Annotated in this window: 8 protein-coding genes and 1 pseudogene; 8 read left to right on the top strand and 1 reads right to left on the bottom strand. The window is 52.7% G+C overall.

Features of this window, described 5'->3' with window-relative positions:
- Positions 1 to 53 precede the first annotated feature (53 nt).
- The gene (gene ftsH, locus ACLH0J_RS18625; protein WP_411388494.1) at positions 54 to 1,874 is read left to right on the top strand and encodes an ATP-dependent zinc metalloprotease FtsH; all 1,821 of its coding nucleotides are present in this window, start codon (positions 54 to 56) and stop codon (positions 1,872 to 1,874) included.
- Here the strand turns inward: ftsH and ACLH0J_RS18620 are convergent, their stop codons facing one another.
- On the bottom strand, positions 1,875 to 4,244 hold the full coding sequence (locus ACLH0J_RS18620; RefSeq protein ID WP_411388493.1) for a phosphoketolase: 2,370 nt from the start codon (positions 4,242 to 4,244) through the stop codon (positions 1,875 to 1,877).
- Positions 4,245 to 4,499: 255 nt separating this feature from the next.
- On the opposite strand from ACLH0J_RS18620, the pseudogene ACLH0J_RS18615 reads away from it, so the two are divergent.
- From ACLH0J_RS18615 to ACLH0J_RS18585, 7 genes and pseudogenes are all read left to right on the top strand, one after another.
- Positions 4,500 to 4,790: pseudogene (locus tag ACLH0J_RS18615) on the top strand (cyclic nucleotide-binding domain-containing protein); the annotation flags it as partial.
- 85 nt (positions 4,791 to 4,875) lie between these two features.
- Positions 4,876 to 7,230 carry a site-specific integrase gene (locus tag ACLH0J_RS18610; protein WP_058410473.1) on the top strand — a complete coding sequence of 785 codons (2,355 nt, stop codon included), beginning with the start codon at positions 4,876 to 4,878 and terminating at the stop codon, positions 7,228 to 7,230.
- On the top strand, positions 7,227 to 9,329 hold the full coding sequence (locus ACLH0J_RS18605) for a tyrosine-type recombinase/integrase (RefSeq protein ID WP_033988177.1): 2,103 nt from the start codon (positions 7,227 to 7,229) through the stop codon (positions 9,327 to 9,329). The genes ACLH0J_RS18610 and ACLH0J_RS18605 overlap by 4 nt, the downstream gene beginning before the upstream one ends.
- On the top strand, positions 9,322 to 10,266 hold the full coding sequence (locus ACLH0J_RS18600; protein ID WP_058410472.1) for a hypothetical protein: 945 nt from the start codon (positions 9,322 to 9,324) through the stop codon (positions 10,264 to 10,266). The genes ACLH0J_RS18605 and ACLH0J_RS18600 overlap by 8 nt, the downstream gene beginning before the upstream one ends.
- Before the next feature lie 412 nt (positions 10,267 to 10,678).
- A complete protein-coding gene (locus ACLH0J_RS18595) occupies positions 10,679 to 11,959 on the top strand; it encodes a tyrosine-type recombinase/integrase (RefSeq protein ID WP_169882235.1) in 1,281 nt (426 codons plus the stop codon).
- 444 nt (positions 11,960 to 12,403) lie between these two features.
- On the top strand, positions 12,404 to 14,758 hold the full coding sequence (locus ACLH0J_RS18590) for an AAA family ATPase (RefSeq protein WP_033988180.1): 2,355 nt from the start codon (positions 12,404 to 12,406) through the stop codon (positions 14,756 to 14,758).
- Positions 14,755 to 16,707: a UvrD-helicase domain-containing protein gene (locus ACLH0J_RS18585; protein ID WP_033988183.1), complete on the top strand. Its 1,953-nt coding sequence runs from the start codon at positions 14,755 to 14,757 to the stop codon at positions 16,705 to 16,707. The genes ACLH0J_RS18590 and ACLH0J_RS18585 overlap by 4 nt, the downstream gene beginning before the upstream one ends.
- Positions 16,708 to 16,876: the final 169 nt, after the last annotated feature.

Genomic DNA, 16,876 nt, shown 5'->3' with positions numbered 1-16,876 from the left:
CGGGGCATTCAACGAATTTGCGTGCGCGCCATGGAGTTTTTCGAGTCGATGTTATGAAAAAAAACCATCAATGGAACCTGTCTTACTTTCTTGTGGCGTTTGTCGTGTTCTCCCTTGTGCAGTTTTTCTGGGCGCAACACAACGTGGTGCAAAACATCCCCTACAGTCAGTTTCTGCAACTGCTCAACCAGCAGAAGGTCAGCGACCTGAAGGTCGAAAAAGATCAGATCAGCGGCAAACTGCAAGAGCCCATCGACGGCCACAGCCTGTTCGCCACGGTGCGGGTCGATCCGGCGCTGGCCGCCAACCTTGCGCAGTCGGGGGCCAGCTTCAGCGGGGTGAATGACAATACTTTCTTGGGCGGCCTATTGGGCTGGCTGCTGCCGTTCATGCTGATCATGGTGGTCTGGCATTTTCTGTTTCGTGGCATGGCGGAAAAACAAGGCCTGGGCGGGCTGATGAACATCGGCAAGTCGCGGGCGAAGGTGTTTGTCCAGCGCGACACCGGCATCACCTTCGCGGATGTCGCCGGCATCGACGAGGCCAAGGCCGAGCTGGTGGAAATCGTCTCGTTCCTCAAGGACAAGGCCAAGTACGCCCGGCTGGGCGCGCATATTCCCAAAGGCACGCTGCTGGTGGGGCCGCCGGGCACCGGTAAGACCCTGGTGGCCAAAGCCATCGCGGGTGAGGCCGGCGTGCCGTTTTTCTCGATTTCGGGTTCGGAGTTCGTCGAGATGTTTGTCGGCGTCGGCGCGGCGCGGGTACACGACCTGTTCGAGCAGGCGCGCCAGGCCGCGCCGTGCATCATTTTCATCGATGAGCTGGATGCCCTGGGCAAAATGCGCGGCGTCGGCGTATTGGGTGGCAATGACGAAAAGGAACAGACCCTCAACCAACTGCTGGCAGAACTGGACGGCTTCGATCCGCGCGAAGGCGTGGTGCTGCTGGCGGCGACCAACCGCCCGGAAGTGCTCGACCCGGCGCTGCTTCGCGCTGGCCGGATCGACCGCCAGGTGCTGATCGACCGCCCGGATCGCAGGGGCCGCCAGGCGATTCTCAAGGTCCACCTGCAGAAAATCACCGTGTCGCCGACCCTGGACAGCGAGCGGATCGCCGACATCACCACCGGTTTTACCGGCGCCGACCTGGCGAACCTGGTCAACGAAGCGGCGATTGTCGCCACCCGCCGTGGCGCCGATACGGTCGACCTGGACGATTTCACCGCCGCCGTGGAACGCCTGGTGGCGGGCCTCGAACGCAAGAGCAGTGTGCTGCGCGCCGAGGAACGCCAGGTGGTGGCTTACCACGAGATGGGCCATGCCCTGGCGGCGAGCCATCTGCCGGCCATGGACCCGGTGCACAAAGTGTCCATCGTGCCGCGTGCCATTGGCGCCCTGGGCTACACCTTGCAGCGGCCGACCGAGGATCACTTTCTGATCAGCCACCAGATGCTCAAGGACCGCATCGTCGTGTTGATGGCCGGGCGCGCCGCCGAATTTCTGATTTACGGGCAGACCTCCACCGGCGCCGCCGACGACCTGGCCCGCGCCACGGACATCGCCCGGCAGTTGATCACGCGCTTCGGCATGAGCGCCGAACTGGGGCAAGCGGTGCTGGAGCGGCAAAGCACCACCTACCTGGGCGAACAGATGCAGAGCAGTGGCGCCAAGGATTATTCGGAGCAGACGGCCAGGGAGGTCGACCTGTGTATCCGCGCCCTGCTCGATGAAGCCTATGGGCGCGCCAAGACCTTGCTCGATTCGCTTCGCGCCGACCTGGAGGCCGGCGCGCGTCTGTTGATGGAAAAGGAAAGCCTGACCCCCGAAGAGTTCGCGCCGTTGCTGCCTCTCAAGCCAGCAAGCACGCCTGACTAGCTAGGACGCAGGCGTCCATTGCCAGTTGAGCACCTCGGGCAAGTCTTCGCCGTGTTCGATCAGGTAAAGCTTGTGTTTCTCCATCATCGCCCAGTACCGCGCTTGCGCGGCGTGGCGCTGGTCTTGCAGGCGCGGTACACGTTCGACGACATCCAGTGCCAATTGGTAGCGATCCAGGTGGTTGATCACCGCCATGTCGAACGGGGTGGTCGTGGCGCCCTCCTCCCTGAAGCCGCGCACATGGAAGTTGTCGTGGTTGGTGCGCTTGTACAGCAGCCGATGCACCAGCGCCGGGTAGCCATGGAAGGCGAAGATCACCGGTTTGTCGGGGGTGAACAGTTCATCGAAGGCGGCATCCGCAAGACCGTGGGGATGCTGCGAAGACGACTGCAACACCATCAGGTCCACCACATTGATCACCCGCACCCGCAGATCCGGCACGTACTCGCGCAACAAGGTCACGGCGGCGAGGGTTTCCAGGGTCGGCACGTCGCCGGCGCAGGCCATCACCACGTCCGGCTCCTGATCGTCGTGGCAGGCCCAGTCCCAGCGGCCGATGCCCGCCATGCAATGGCGTATGGCCGCGTCCTTGTCCAGCCATTGCCACTCCGGCTGTTTGCCCACCACGATGACATTCACGTAATTGCGGCTGCGCAGGCAATGGTCGGCCACCGACAGCAGGCAGTTGGCATCCGGCGGCAGGTAGATGCGCGCGACATCGGCGGTCTTGTTCGCCACCAGGTCGATGAACCCCGGATCCTGGTGCGAAAAGCCATTGTGGTCCTGACGCCAGACGTGGGAAGTCAGCAACAGGTTGAGTGACGCCACCGGCTTGCGCCAGGGTATGCCGGCGGCGGTTTTCAACCATTTGGCGTGCTGGTTGACCATCGAATCGACGATATGGATAAACGCCTCATAACACGACAGCAGGCCATGGCGACCGGTCAGCAAATACCCTTCGAGCCAGCCCTCGCACACGTGCTCGCTGAGAATCTCCATAACCCGGCCGTCCATCGCCAGGTTCAGGTCGTCGGCCTCCAGCGGGTCCATCCAGGCCTTGGCGGTGACCTCGTAGACGGCGTCCAGGCGATTGGACGCGGTTTCATCCGGGCCGAACAGGCGGAAGTTGGCGGCGCCACGGGCGTTTTTCATCACGTCGCGCAAAAAGTGCCCCAGGACCCGGGTCGCCTCGGCGCGCTGGCTGCCGGGGGTCGGCAGGTCCACGGCATAGTCCGCATAGCGCGGCAAGTCCAGTGCACGCAGTAACAGGCCGCCGTTGGCGTGGGGGTTGGCGCTCATGCGCCGGTGGCCGGTGGGGGCCAGGGCGGCGATGTCGGGCAGCAAGGCGCCGTCGGCATCGAACAGCTCCTCGGGGCGATAGCTCTTGAGCCATTCTTCCAGTTGCTGCACATGCCCCGGCGCCTGGAAGTTGGCCAAGGGCACCTGATGGGCGCGCCACGTGCCTTCGACCCGACAGCCATCGACGAACTTCGGCCCGGTCCAGCCTTTTGGCGTGCGCAGTACCAGCACCGGCCATAGCTGGCGCTGGGGCGCCTCGTTGCGCGAGGGCTGGCGCGCGGCGTGTTGAATCTCGCGAATTTTCAGGACCAGGGTGTTCAGGGTCTGGGCCAGGGCTTGATGGACCTGCTCCGGCTCGTCGCCTTCGACGAAATACGCATCGTAGCCATACCCATACAGCAGGGCCGACAGCTCATCCTCGCTGATTCTGGACAGCACCGTGGGGTTGGCGATCTTGTAACCGTTGAGGTGCAGGATCGGCAGCACCGCGCCGTCGCGCGCCGGGTTGAGGAATTTGTTCGAGTGCCAACTGGCGGCCAGCGGACCGGTCTCGGCTTCGCCGTCGCCGATCACGCAGGCGACGATCAGGTCCGGGTTATCGAAGGCCGCGCCATAGGCGTGGGCCAGGCAGTAGCCCAGTTCGCCGCCCTCATGGATCGACCCGGGGATCTGCGCCGAGACGTGGCTGGAAATCCCATAGGGCCAGGAAAACTGCCGAAACAGCCGCAGCAGCCCGTTGCTGTTGCGCTCCACCGACGGGTAGCACTCGGTGTAGGTGCCTTCCAGATAGGTCTGCGCCACCACGGCCGGCCCGCCATGCCCGGGGCCTGCGACGAAGAGCATGTTCAGGTCGTACTGGTTGATCAGCCGATTGAGGTGCGTGTAGATCAGGTTGAGCCCCGGCGTGGTGCCCCAATGTCCCAGCAGGCGTGGCTTGATGTCCGCCAGGCTCAGCGGCGTCTCCAGCAACGGGTTGCGCTTGAGGTAAATCTGCCCGACCGCCAGGTAATTGGAGGCGCGCCAATACGCGTCCAGCCCTTCCAGTTCTTGCGCCGTCAAAAAATCGCCCATAAACCCCTCCGTCAAGGCTCGACCCGTGGAATGTCATTCGTCGATTCTGGAAGCCTGAACTGCCGGAGACTTGATATACGTCAAGTCTTCGCGCGAGGGCTCAAGCTCAATAGAAACAGGGATCGGGGATGTCCAGAGAAGGCGCAGGCGACGCAGTTTCCCGCTCGTTCATTACCCAGGCGCAAGCTTGAATGGAGCGTATGCATGACAGCCCATCATCGGTATCCGATCGATCACTCGACGGTGTTACATCTCATGCCAGAGCCTCGCTCACAGCCGGCCCGCCCGCTCAAGGCAACGTGTTCCCACTGCAGCGTGTCGTCACTGTGCCTGGCAATCGGCCTCGACGATCACGAGATGGCGCACTTCGACAAGCTGGTCGCGCAACGGCTCAAAATCAAAAAAGGCGCGGCGTTGTACCGCTGCGCCGACCCGCTGCGCTCGCTCTACGCGGTAAGAACCGGATCATTCAAGACCTGCCTGGTGTCGGTCGATGGCCGCGAACAAGTCACCGGTTTTCAAATCCCTGGGGATATGCTCGGCCTGTTATCGTCGAAACAAAAATGTATGGCCAGACTGTCTAGTGATGCTTGATATTGCTGGCTAAAGACCCAATCCAATTGGAGGTCAGATGCCACGCAAACCCTTCTCCAAGTCTGCCCTTGAGTCGAGTGAACGACCGCTCCTCCAGCGCAAGCTGCCAGAAAACACCCCCCAAGCAATCCAAAAAAGAAGCACTGCAAGGGGACAAGTGGATGTTTCAGCTCAAGGGTTGCTTGTCCGAAACAAGACCACTGGCACCAAGGACTTCGTCCGTGACTTCACCGATTTTGTCAATGAGTATCCGCACCATAAATTAATTGTTCAGCAGTTACTCATAGGTGCGCAGCTCCATGCCGCAAAAAGATTGATCACGTATCAATCCCATCAAGACATCTATTACTCAATCCAAGAGTTTGTGCTGTTTCTAAATAGCGCTGAGCCGATCAATAAATCAGTCAAAGGTGTTGCTGATGTCGATGGGCAGGTATGCATGAATTTTAGGTCATTTTTAATTCGTTCGTATCCAGGCCGCACCGTAAATAGAAAAAGATACGGTGCATTAAAAAATATATTCATCTCGTTGAAAAATAAATATAAAGGGCAGGGCTGGGTCGGCAAAGAGTTTCAATGGCCACTTGGACCGGCGATGAACGAGCAAGTAACAGAAGGATATAGCAGGGAGATTCATAATAAGCTTGTAGAGGGATGCCTGGTTGATATTAAGTTTATTATGAAGTGGATGGAGAGTTACAAAGGTCTAGTGAAAGACGGGCAACCAATGCTGGAATACGATCTTTCATTAGAAAACTTGATGTTTGATCTAGTTATGAATGAGCAGGCCAAAAGATCCAATGGGTCGATCAAGGCGACACATGTTAAGGGGTTTGAGTGGGTCATACGCATCACTGGAGATGTTAAATATTACATACGGGAAAATGGAATAAGTATAGAGAAGTTTCTGGGCATTTACCGAGCCCGCGCCCATGAACTGGCGGCTAAAGGTCGCCCTGTAGTTGGTACTGAGGTCAGTGAACGGGGGATGGTGTATGGCTGTGATCGAGAAGAATCTGGGCGAATTGCAACTGCAAATGTAGGAAGACTTTATCCTGATTGGCCTATGCAAGTGAGCTTCGAGGAAGCTGGACATCTCTTTTCCTCTGAGTGGAGTAAAAACACCGCTCACGGAACAAACAAAAAATATTCTACGCTGGAAAAAAGATTACGGTCGGCCTTGATGTATATGAGGGTCGGGCCAGAGCACCTACCCTATGAAGTAGGTCAAATGGCATACTTCAGCAGAGTAGCTTTCACAATGGGAACTATATTCCCATTCTTTCTCTTCGTGATGTTGCAGACGGGCTGGAACTTTGAGGTTGTGGTATCGATAAGCGATAACCTAGACGACCACATTGAGGAGGACCTTCTGGATGATGACTATGTGATTATTTATGGGTACAAGGGACGGTCCGACAAAAGCCAAATGCATAGATCAAACAAGCGAGATAAGTTTGGCGCGTATCAGGTCTTGCGCTTTGTTGCCGCTGAAGTAACCAAGCATTTGTCGTCGCCTCATTATTTAAAGGGTAAATTATTCCAGTGTGTCATTTCGAAGAATCTTTGGAATAAGTTTGGTCGCTTATGCGCGCCCGTAACCACTACGAATTTTGGGCACGCTTCAACGGAGTTTCTACTTCGCCACGGCATAAAATTGGATACGGATACCAAGTCCCCCAGAATTGAAACGAAACGTCTTCGAACTACCTATGAAACTCGACGGAGAGAACAGGGTTTAGATATTGACGAGGTTTCGGCAATGATGGGGCATTCGAATCTCGATACCACAGTAAATCATTATGATAGTGACTGGGGGGCGGCAGAAATATTAAATGGTCGTCTAAGGAAGATTCAGAGAAAACATGAAGAAGATTTTAGAAGTTACTCAGCAAATCTTCTTACAGATGTGTCTTTGGTTGAGCTGCGTGAAGCCACTCTACGTTGCGGTAGCAAAGAAGAACTAAGGTCAGTTGTTGCACCATTAGTCGGTAGGCTGAATTCTTCTGAAGATGCGGTAATACAGTTGCTTTCTCCGGAAGGTCAGACATTCATTGCAAGTTGTCTAAACTCAAGGCGACCAGATTGGCCAGGCGCTGAAAGTTTTCTTAGGACGGATACGCCGTGCAACTACTTCAATCGTTGTCCGTTATGCTCACAGTGTGTGATCTTCAAAGAAGCATTACCTTTTATTGCAAGAAGAATTTCCGACCTTGACGGTCTGAGGGAGCGGTTAAATCCCTTAGAATGGGAGAAAAGCTATCGGGCTGAGTATTTAGGGTGGAAGGGGGTTATAGAGGGCTGGGGGGACCCGATTGAGATTGCGGAGGCAATAGATCAATCGAAACATCACTGCTATGCACTGCCATTGACAATGATAGGGCTCTCATGACAACTCCAACACGTGACCAATTAAAAGCAGTTTTAGAAGAAATAAGAAGTGGACTGGGTTATTACGAGGAAGAGTCAGAGCCTATCTCTGCTGAAGAAGATGATGAGGCTCTGAGTGGCGACTCTTCACTTGGGCTCATTTTCGATAATGTAAATATACTCAATCTTTCAAAAATAGATAAGAGCGAGTGGAGTTATATTAGGGTAAGTCCTAGAAGCTCTTTCGGCGATCCGGTTTGGGATTTTGGGGATTACCCCTCACCCTATGGATACCCCATACGAATCAATTTTGATTATGATAATATGTATGGTGTGAATGTTTGTGGCGTAGGGCACGAACATTGGGTGAATATTGCTAGGGCGCTGCTATTTTACCGTGTACCGCATTTCGGAATTCATGGTCGTGTTAATGCTTATACATCTCTAGAGACAGATAAAACTAAAGTATTAAGACTTGTCGGGTTGTTTCATGCCGAGGGTCTATATTTAGGTTCTGATAATTCACCAGATTATAGGACGGTGAATGATTTGGCCAAGTCGAGTGTGGAGCACTATATAGAGTCGCTTCCCACCTCTGGAATTAAGTGGGAGTTCTGTTACTTAATGTCCTTCTGGCAGGGCATGTCATCGATGGGTATGCTTCCGCCAGAGTACTCACTATACGATTCATACGTAACTAAAGATCTTGTCGCCAAATATAGAAGAGAATACGACGAGTCCTCTCGACCTTTCGAACCAATTCCGCTCGATGACTATGCAGAAATATTTAAATACTGCGTGGGATTTGTTGAAAACTATAGCGCTGATGTCCTATGGTTGTATAAAAACTTTGCACCAACGATAGTAGGCGCTTTTGAGACTCCCGAAAAGCTTGCCGCGATTAATTTTGGTGTTTCAACGGCGTCCGTTGAGGGGGTTGAAAGATTTAGGGATTATAAGCCAAAGTTGCTAGATAACGGTATGCCCTGGTGGGGAATAGTAATCAAAGAAAGAACGCATGAGAATGATGAGGGGCAGTATTTAAATCAAGCAGCTGTAATTAGCGTCGTTGTAGCTCTGATAGATGCGTGTATCGTACTTCTTCTTTGTCTGACTGGCATGCGTCGATCAGAGGTCATTGGACTTAAGGTGGATTGTCTTTCATTTAAGGCTGATGGATATTGGCTTACTTATACTGTTTTCAAAACTTCGATTTCTTCACAGGGCGATATTAAAACAATACCTATTCCGAAAATTGCTGCGGACGCAATTGAAGTCGTAGTAGAAATGGGACGTGATGCTCGTGCTTATGGTAAGCACGACTATCTGTTTGCCAAGATACCAAAGTTCAGTTTTGGAAACATTCCGCAGACCACTGGGATTGAGCGATCTTGCAATCGAGTGGCAGGCAACCTAGGTATTCAATATAGAGTACACCCACATCGTTTTCGGAAGTCTCTAGCCCTTTATATAATTCATCAAGACTCGCGTAATCTAGAAATTATTAAACGCCTTTTTTCTCACCGTAGCTTAAAAATGACGCTAAAGTACATCCTTTCTTTACCTGGCGTGAACGATGAAGTCAAAGCTACCTTGATTGAGGAAAATACGGAGATTCTTGTCGAAGTTTTGCAAGGAGTCATTTCTGGTCAAATTGGGGGCATTGGCGGGAAAAGGTTGGCCAAGACTGCTAATTCTTCTCCAATACTCAGGGCTAAATTGCAAAACGCGGGGAAAGAAAGCTTAAGTCAGTATGTCGCATCTTTGCTTGATGAAGGTGTGAAGCTTTTGCATAGAACGAATCTTGCAATCTGTTTGCGAACGCCAGGACTTACCAGCGAGTCACCTTGTGATGCTAAGAATGATAGCCCTGGGTCGAGGCTTCATCCAAATTTGTTTGCGTGTGACCCATATAATTGTAGATATGCTGCATTTGTCGAGGCTAATGTTCCATCATTAAAGAATGAGATAATTTTCCACGATAATATGATTAAGCATAGGTACTGTGGAGCGACTCAGAAGGAGTATTCGCAGAAACGAATCGCTGAAGCTTTTAAGAGGCTTCACGAGGTTGTAGGGGATGAGGCACATAATTTCCTTAAGCAGGTAGCGAATGGCTAAGCAAGAACTGCTCAACCGGGTATATGGGACTATTTCAGCGCTCCACAGAGGCGGCCGAAAAAAAATATCCGTGATGGAGGTTGCTAAATTATCTGGTGTCGCTCGGGCAACAATCAATCAAAAGCATGATCCTGACTGGGTGAAGGTCAGGGAAGTCATAAAAAGAACAGTTCATTCGGGGGGGGATGTAGAGGATTCAAGTGTGGTTTTCGAACAACCACTCAAAAACTCTCAAGAAATACATCATCGACTGAAAGAGTTGGAGGAGCAGTTATCCCTACTAAGGGAGAGAGCTAACACCACATATAATCAGTTGATCGAGAGGGTGCAATATTACTTTGCGTTGGCTAGTGAAAAGCCAGCTAAGCAAGTTGAGAAGGCTAAGGTCCTTCAAGAGCTAACTCATCAGAAGAATCAGAACGCAATTTTGCGTGCAGATCTCAAGGCGGCTCTTGCTGAATCATTAACTCCTGCGGTATCAGGAATTATTACTTCAAAAATTATTTTGGAAGTGCCTAATGCAGTATCAGAATCTGAGGCCATTCTGAATTTTTTGGAGAAACTGGACTCGTTATCTAATCAAAATCGATCTTCACTTGTTACCACAGTCTACATAATGTTCGGTCTTCCAATGTGCGGCAAGTCATCTTGGATTGAAAACCACAAGCCATCTACTCCAGGTGTATCCTTATATGTTAGTGGAGCAAGTGATACAGTTTCAATTCGGAGTTTGTTAATTTCTAGAATTAGGAAGGAATTTAACGTGCCTGTGCACTGTGTTCGATTTAGTATAGGCCTTGATGTCTGTATCTCTAGGGCCGAAAAACAGTTCAATGGTGCGGCTCTTGAATTGAATATTTTATCCATTAAAGGTGCGGCTGCGCGGCTCGAAGAAATACAATTCAGCGAAAATTTCGACTCAATCATTTTGGCATGAAATCAGTGAATGGTCTGAAGCGTTTCCAATCGTTTGTTGAAGAGCGACGTCGCTTGGGAGACTGGGCGGAATACGGTTCAGCAGATATGACTAGGCTTTCAAGAGTAAAGCTTGTTGAAGCATGTGGGATTAAGCGGAGCTTAATTTATCAAAATTCACAGGTAGTAGCTCTGCTTCGTGACCTAGAATCCGAATTAAGAGCACATGGTGTTCTATATGCGCGCAGTGCGGATAATAATTGTGTTCCCCAGAATGGTTCAACTCATGACGAGGAATTTGAGCTACGGTTAGTTGATTTATCTGCTTCGCTTTGTCAGTTTAATCAGTATTTAAGTGATGTTTCTAAGTCACTTCTGATGTACCCCTTATCGAGGCCAAAATAATTGTGTGTATCCTTCATTTTGGAAACGGTTTGGCCAGCCACTCTGGCTATATGCGAGCGCGCGTAGGAATTTATTTTGATGATAATCACAACGTCCTTGAAGCACCGACCATGTGGGCGATGGCTGTCTCGAAGATACGTTCAAGGAGTGATGAAACGACAAGAAACTATGCGAATATCCTGAGAAGGTTTTTGCAGTGGTTGGACGATAGCCCAATCGAAGGGGGTGAAGTTGTATTTGGTGCGCAGAACTGGCAGTTGGTGGATGAGGATGTTTTTGATGCCTTCCTTGTTCACATAGCATCTCCAACGGATGCGCTTCCTGATGGTCCGTCTCACAAAACCATGTATCACATTGCGGCAAGGGTCTGGAGCTTCTATCAGTGGGCCGAAAGGCAGGGCTATAAACACTATTTGGATATCAGTAGGACTGATATCCGATACATGCTGAAAGACCAGAAACTCCTGGCCCATATCAACCCAGGGGTTAAAGTTACTACCTTGGGATTTAATCTGCCCAGTGGTAGACCAGCAATGCATCAACGAGAAATGCAGAAATTTGTAAGGCAAACTGATTATGAAATAGCTCTCGGTGTGATGAATGATCCTGTTTATCAAATTATCGCAGCGATCATACGAATTACCGGGCTTAGACCGATTGATCTTTTTCAATTGCCCTACCGAGGGAAAAATGAAAATTATGGATTCATTCCTTATGATGAGGGTGAGTACCCAGAAGGGTTAGATAATGGAGCTATCTATTATTATTTTAGGTCCAAGGGAAAATGGCGTTCCATAGACTTTCCAGGGAAGCTGTGGAGAGTTATTTGCGAGTATTATTTACCCTTAAGGCGGCAACGAGCGAAGCTATATGAGGCTAAGCATGGCATTCCACCAAGGAATAGCGACTTGTTTCTTTCCGCTCGTGGTGATGTTGTTACTCATGGAATGCTTGGTTATAACTTTAGCAAGGTGGTTTCTGCAGCGAAGAACTCCGAGAGCGCTACTGATTTTAAAGCCATACGATTCAATGCACGAATGCTCAGGCACACCTGTGCGACATATTTTGTTTATGAGGCGTTGAAAGCCCAGAATAGACTTGGAAGGAGTTTTGTTTACGATGCAGCGCTCGACGAAGATCTCAGGAAAATGCTGGGCCACACTAATGTTAGAACTACACTTGAATACTATGTTCATCTAGTCAACCGATATGTGCACGACAATCTTCTGACTGATCTTCATCGCTCACGCGTTGATGCTGGTTTGTCCGCTATTTTAGACCGACATAATTACTCTGAGATTGTGGTATAGAACAGGCACTAGAGATGCTGCCTTCTTGGTGAGCAGCTCTGGACACGTCGATATGGTCCGCCTTCAGTCTCTTGGGGCGGCATTGGCCTGAACCCGCAGTCCAAGCTTGCCGCAATTTCCCCAATAATTTTCCTACCTGATTCCTGCGTTGGGAGGGTGTTCCGTGTGTTCTTTTTAGCGCAAGGCAGCTCGCGCGGTGAAATTATGTATTTTCACATAATTGCGCATAATTTAGAAATCTTGGCAGCAACGGCTTGATTCACCGCCCGGTTAGCAACTTTTCCATAGGTATTTGTTGGATAGGCGGAAATATTTGCGTGACAGGTGGAAGCTGGAACTATCTTCCGTCCTGGCCAAGTGACAGTATGCTCAATGTCTTGAGCACCTGGTTACTATGCCGAGGTGTCCTTATCTTCAGTAACTGGGCGGCCGCATGGAGGCACCATGACCACAGACCAGATCCCTGCTTCCTCTCTCACCGATAGCCCACCCTTGATCCCAGCGGGGCCTTCCCCCAAAGCAGCTGCAGCTATCGACACCCCACCGATCCGGCTCGCCTGCCTTGAGGTCTGTAATTTTCGACGCCTGGCCAAGACCCGACTTGAGCTCGACGAGGTCACTACCATTTTGGTAGGTGCCAACAACAGCGGCAAAACTTCCCTTCTTACAGTCCTCCGCAACTTCTTGAGCGAGTCACCCGGATTCCGCGCGTTCGACATTAGCCTTTCGCAGTGGGCGAAGCTGCGCGAGGTATGCCACCGCTGGGAGGCACTTGATGAGGATCCCACGACGGACTCCAAGGATGCCGAATCATGGGAGGCCGAGTATCAGGAACTCCAGGCGTGCATGCCCTTCATTGATCTTTGGTTCGACGCTAAGGAGGGGGCGTACAGCCATGTTGCGCCGTTCATCACCTCGCTGAAGTGGTCGGGTGGCGCAGTTGGTGTACGGGTACGGCTCGAACCTGTTGCAGACGCGAACGAACTTCGCAATCTGGCTTGGCGCTACCGTGAGGCGCGCGCCCCGGTCCGAGAGCTTCCGAAGGATGGCCATGCCTGGCCGATAGATCTGCTTGACTACTGGCTTAGACATTCTGCGGATCTGCGACGCATAGCCGCTTACCGTCTCGACCCCGTGAAGGGCCCCTTGGCCGATAAATCGCGCCGTGACTTGCAGGAGCTGCCACTTGGATCACAACCGATCGAGTTGCAGCATCTGCGCAAGCTCATTCGTGTGGATTTTGTACCGGCTCAACGAGGACTCGGTGCCGAAGAAGACGAAATGCGGTCAGAGTCCGCAAGTTCTCGGCCCGGATTGTTCTCAAGCCAACTCATGAAGTTCGCTCGGCAACACTTGAACGTAGCCCCATCCGGTCACGGACATCGAGAAGACTTGGTCAAGGCCGTTGCTAATGCACAAGCAGACCTCGACAAATCTATCTACAAGGCGTTAAAGCCAGCGATGGAGGACGTGGAGATTCTGGGTTACCCAGGCCTGCATGACCCTCACCAGTTCCATTTTCGTACAAGAATCCAGACCGCAGACCTTCTTGCTCACAGCACGGCCGTACAGTACCTCCTGGACAAAACTGCTGTTGATGAGTCCTTGCCTGAACACTCTATTGGCCTCGGCTATCAGAATCTGCAGTCGCTGAGCTTCATGCTCGTGTCATTCCGCGCCGCACGCCTCAATCCGCCGCAGGGCAGTCCGGCGGCAGTTCACCTCGTGATGGTTGAAGAACCTGAGGCCCATTTGCACGTTCAGGTTCAACGAAATTTTTCGAAGAACGCCCACGAGCTCATTCGTCCAAAGGAGCAGGTGCATAGCTACCTCCGCAGTCAGCTGCTGATCAGCACGCACTCGAGCCATCTGGCTCATGGAGACAACTTCACGCGTCTGCGGTACGTGAGGCGGGTGGCCAGCACGGTGCTTGGCGCAAAACCCAGCACGCAGGTCGTTAACCTGGGCGATGCGTTCGGCGAAGACGCTCCAACCAGGACGTTCGCCGAACGCTACTTTCAGGTGCAACACACCGACCTGCTTTTCGCTGACGCCGCCATCTTCGTGGAAGGAACAGCAGAGAGAATGCTGGTGCCACTTTTCATCGAGCGGGATTTCCCCAAACTTGCCAAGAAGTATGTTTCTTTCCTCGACATCGGCGGTAGCCACGCTCACCGCCTTAAACCCCTGGTGGAGCGATTGGGGATTCCGACGATCGTTATCACTGACTTGGATCCGGTTCTGCCAACCCGAACCGATAAGGGGCGCCTAGTCCGGGCAGCGGTGCACATCGCCGGCCAAGAAAAATTGGAGTGTGGGAATGACACATTGACCTCATGGCATCCGATGCTGGCGGAGTTTCAAGCTTTTGGTAAGCCGACGCCTGCCCAGCTGGTGTGGACATCCGACACAGGCGTTCAAGTCCGCTTCGCGTGGCAGCTTCCGGTTGCGGCTGCCAGCGAGCAGTGGCCCAGCTCGTTTGAGGACTCTCTAGTTCTCTCCAACATCGATTGGTTCAAAGCGTTGGAAGAGGAGGTTGACCCAATCACCGCTGCCAAAGTAAAGCACCGCGGCACCTTGGCAAAGGTGATAGGTCTTGTGCTCGACTACCCAGACCACGCCGAGCTGCTCAAGGAACTCCATGCGATGCTCCGCGGGAGCTTCAGTAAAGGAGATTTCGCGGCAACCCTGTTCGAACGGCTAAATGCTGGCCAAGACCTGAAATGCCCCGCATACATCACAGACGCGCTCACCTGGCTGAGCGGGCAACTCAACGTCACTGCGGGAGAGACCCCTTGAGTACCGCTCTGCCATCGTTTGGAAACGATCGCGACGCTCATGTCGTCGAAGATATCTGCGGCTACATCACGACAACCCCGCCTCGGAGTTTCTTTCTCTTCGCTGGCGCAGGGTCCGGAAAGACTCGCACGCTAATTGAGGTTTTGCGTCGAGTTACTGGAGTGATAAAGCATGAAGCGGGGGCTCACTATGCCGAACGACTTAGGTCTCGTGGACAGTCGGTGCGTGTTATCACCTACACCAAAAACGCGACCGCCGTCGTCAACGGTCGTCTCGGCGAAAATTACCTGACCGAAGTATCGACCATCCATTCCTTTTGCTGGGAACTCATCCAGGGCTTTGATGATGACATCCGGGAAGCCTTGCTTGCGTTCAATGCCGAAGATCTTGTGGCTGCCAAGGCCCATGCGATGGGTAAGAAAAGGGGCGAGTCCGACACCGACCGGCGGAAGTATGCGGAGATCGAGGCAGAGGCGGAGGAATTACGAAAGACTGATGAATTTAGGTATAGCCCGGACAGAAACACATTCGGTCCGGGGGCGCTATCGCACACCAACGTCCTGGACGTGACCGCATGGCTAATTGTTAAACGCCCAACGCTGCAGCGCATCCTAGAAGACCGTCACCCCCTCATCCTTATTGATGAATCCCAGGACACGATGAAGGGAGTACTTGATGCACTATTTGAACTCTCCAAAAACCGTCCGGATCGCATCACATTGGGGCTCCTCGGGGATCATCGGCAGCGAATCTACCCTGACGGTCACCACGACTTACCGTCACACGTGCCGGAAGATTGGGCGCGCCCTGCATTGCAGATGAATCATCGTAGCCAAAAGCGCATTGTTGAACTCATTAACAAGATTTGGGACTCGGACATCGAGGGCCGTACTCAGCCCAAGACTGGTGTCCCCCAGCACCCTAGGACAGAGAAAAACGGTGGAACCGTTCGAATCTTTGTCGGCGATGCTAAGACCGATTCCGCCGAAAAGATCCGGAGGGAAACGGAATGCGCGTTGGCCATGTCGGCCGAAACTGCCTTATCCGCCTGGCAAGAGCGTGGGAGTGGCTACAAAACCCTCGCCCTTGAACACAAACTTGCCGCCAAACGAGGCAATTTTTACGAGGCATACCGCGCGATGGAGCTGCTGGACAAGGATGCCGCAGTGCCTAAGAGCAATGGCGAGCGGACGGGGCCCACTATGGTGAGGCCGCTCCTCGGCCCAATGGTTGAACTTGCAGAATGTCTGCAGCCTGATGGTTCAGTGAACGAGTTCGCCGTCATGGATGTGTTGCGTAGGCACGGCGCACTTGCAAAGGTCCCGGAATCTCGCGCCGAGCGTCAGGCCGCGCTGGACAAAGCTCACGCTGCAGTTATGAGGTTCGCATCCGCCGCCACCAAGCCCGGAATAACCGTGCGAGAAGTCTTGGAACCGATCATCGAAGCCAGCCTCTTCGAAGTGGATAGTCGCCTAGTTGAGGCCTACGGTGATTCGTCGCCTCCTCCTCCAGAGCCAAAGACAAGGAGCAAGGAAGCGAAGGAGGACCGACGTAAGCGTGGCTGGCACGCCCTCTTCGGCACGCCCTGGCAAGAAATTGCTCGTTATCACGCCTATCTTGGGGGTGAAACCGAACTCGCGACGCATCAAGTCGTTAAAGGCTCTGAGTTCAAGCATGTCATGGTCATCATGGATGATGAGGAAGCTGGCGGCACGTGGTTCTCCTACGACAAGCTCTTCGGCGCTGAGGAATTGAGCCCGACTGATCTTGAGAACGTTGAAGGGGGAAAAGAGACCACTATTGATCGGACCCTAAGGCTACTTTATGTCACCTGCAGTCGAGCCGAGGAAAGCCTCGCTCTGGTTCTTTGGGCGAAGAACCCCGCTACAGCGCTCGACGCAATCAAACAGTCCGAATGGTTTACCGAGAACGAGCTTACCGCTTTGTAGTAGCTACTGCAGGCGCGTTGCGATGACCACGCGATTTTACAATTGTCGGTTTCCCTGCACTGGCGTTGGGTCTCCCTCAGCCGCTTGCCTTGTTATGCGACTAGATGATCTGTCTCGAAGAAACAAGCTTCAACCTCAGCGAGGTGCGACGGTAACTGCCGAATCAATC

Source organism: Pseudomonas sp. MPB23 (genome assembly GCF_046605395.1).
Classification (GTDB): domain Bacteria; phylum Pseudomonadota; class Gammaproteobacteria; order Pseudomonadales; family Pseudomonadaceae; genus Aquipseudomonas.
This window is presented reverse-complemented; position numbering and strand designations above follow the sequence as displayed.

Coding starts and splice junctions, on each gene's coding strand:
- ACLH0J_RS18605 (WP_033988177.1), top strand. CDS start 7,227: ATGACAACTCCAACACGTGACCAATTAAAAGCAGTTTTAGAAGAAATA.
- ACLH0J_RS18610 (WP_058410473.1), top strand. CDS start 4,876: ATGCCACGCAAACCCTTCTCCAAGTCTGCCCTTGAGTCGAGTGAACGA.
- ftsH (WP_411388494.1), top strand. CDS start 54: ATGAAAAAAAACCATCAATGGAACCTGTCTTACTTTCTTGTGGCGTTT.
- ACLH0J_RS18590 (WP_033988180.1), top strand. CDS start 12,404: ATGACCACAGACCAGATCCCTGCTTCCTCTCTCACCGATAGCCCACCC.
- ACLH0J_RS18620 (WP_411388493.1), bottom strand. CDS start 4,244: ATGGGCGATTTTTTGACGGCGCAAGAACTGGAAGGGCTGGACGCGTAT.
- ACLH0J_RS18600 (WP_058410472.1), top strand. CDS start 9,322: ATGGCTAAGCAAGAACTGCTCAACCGGGTATATGGGACTATTTCAGCG.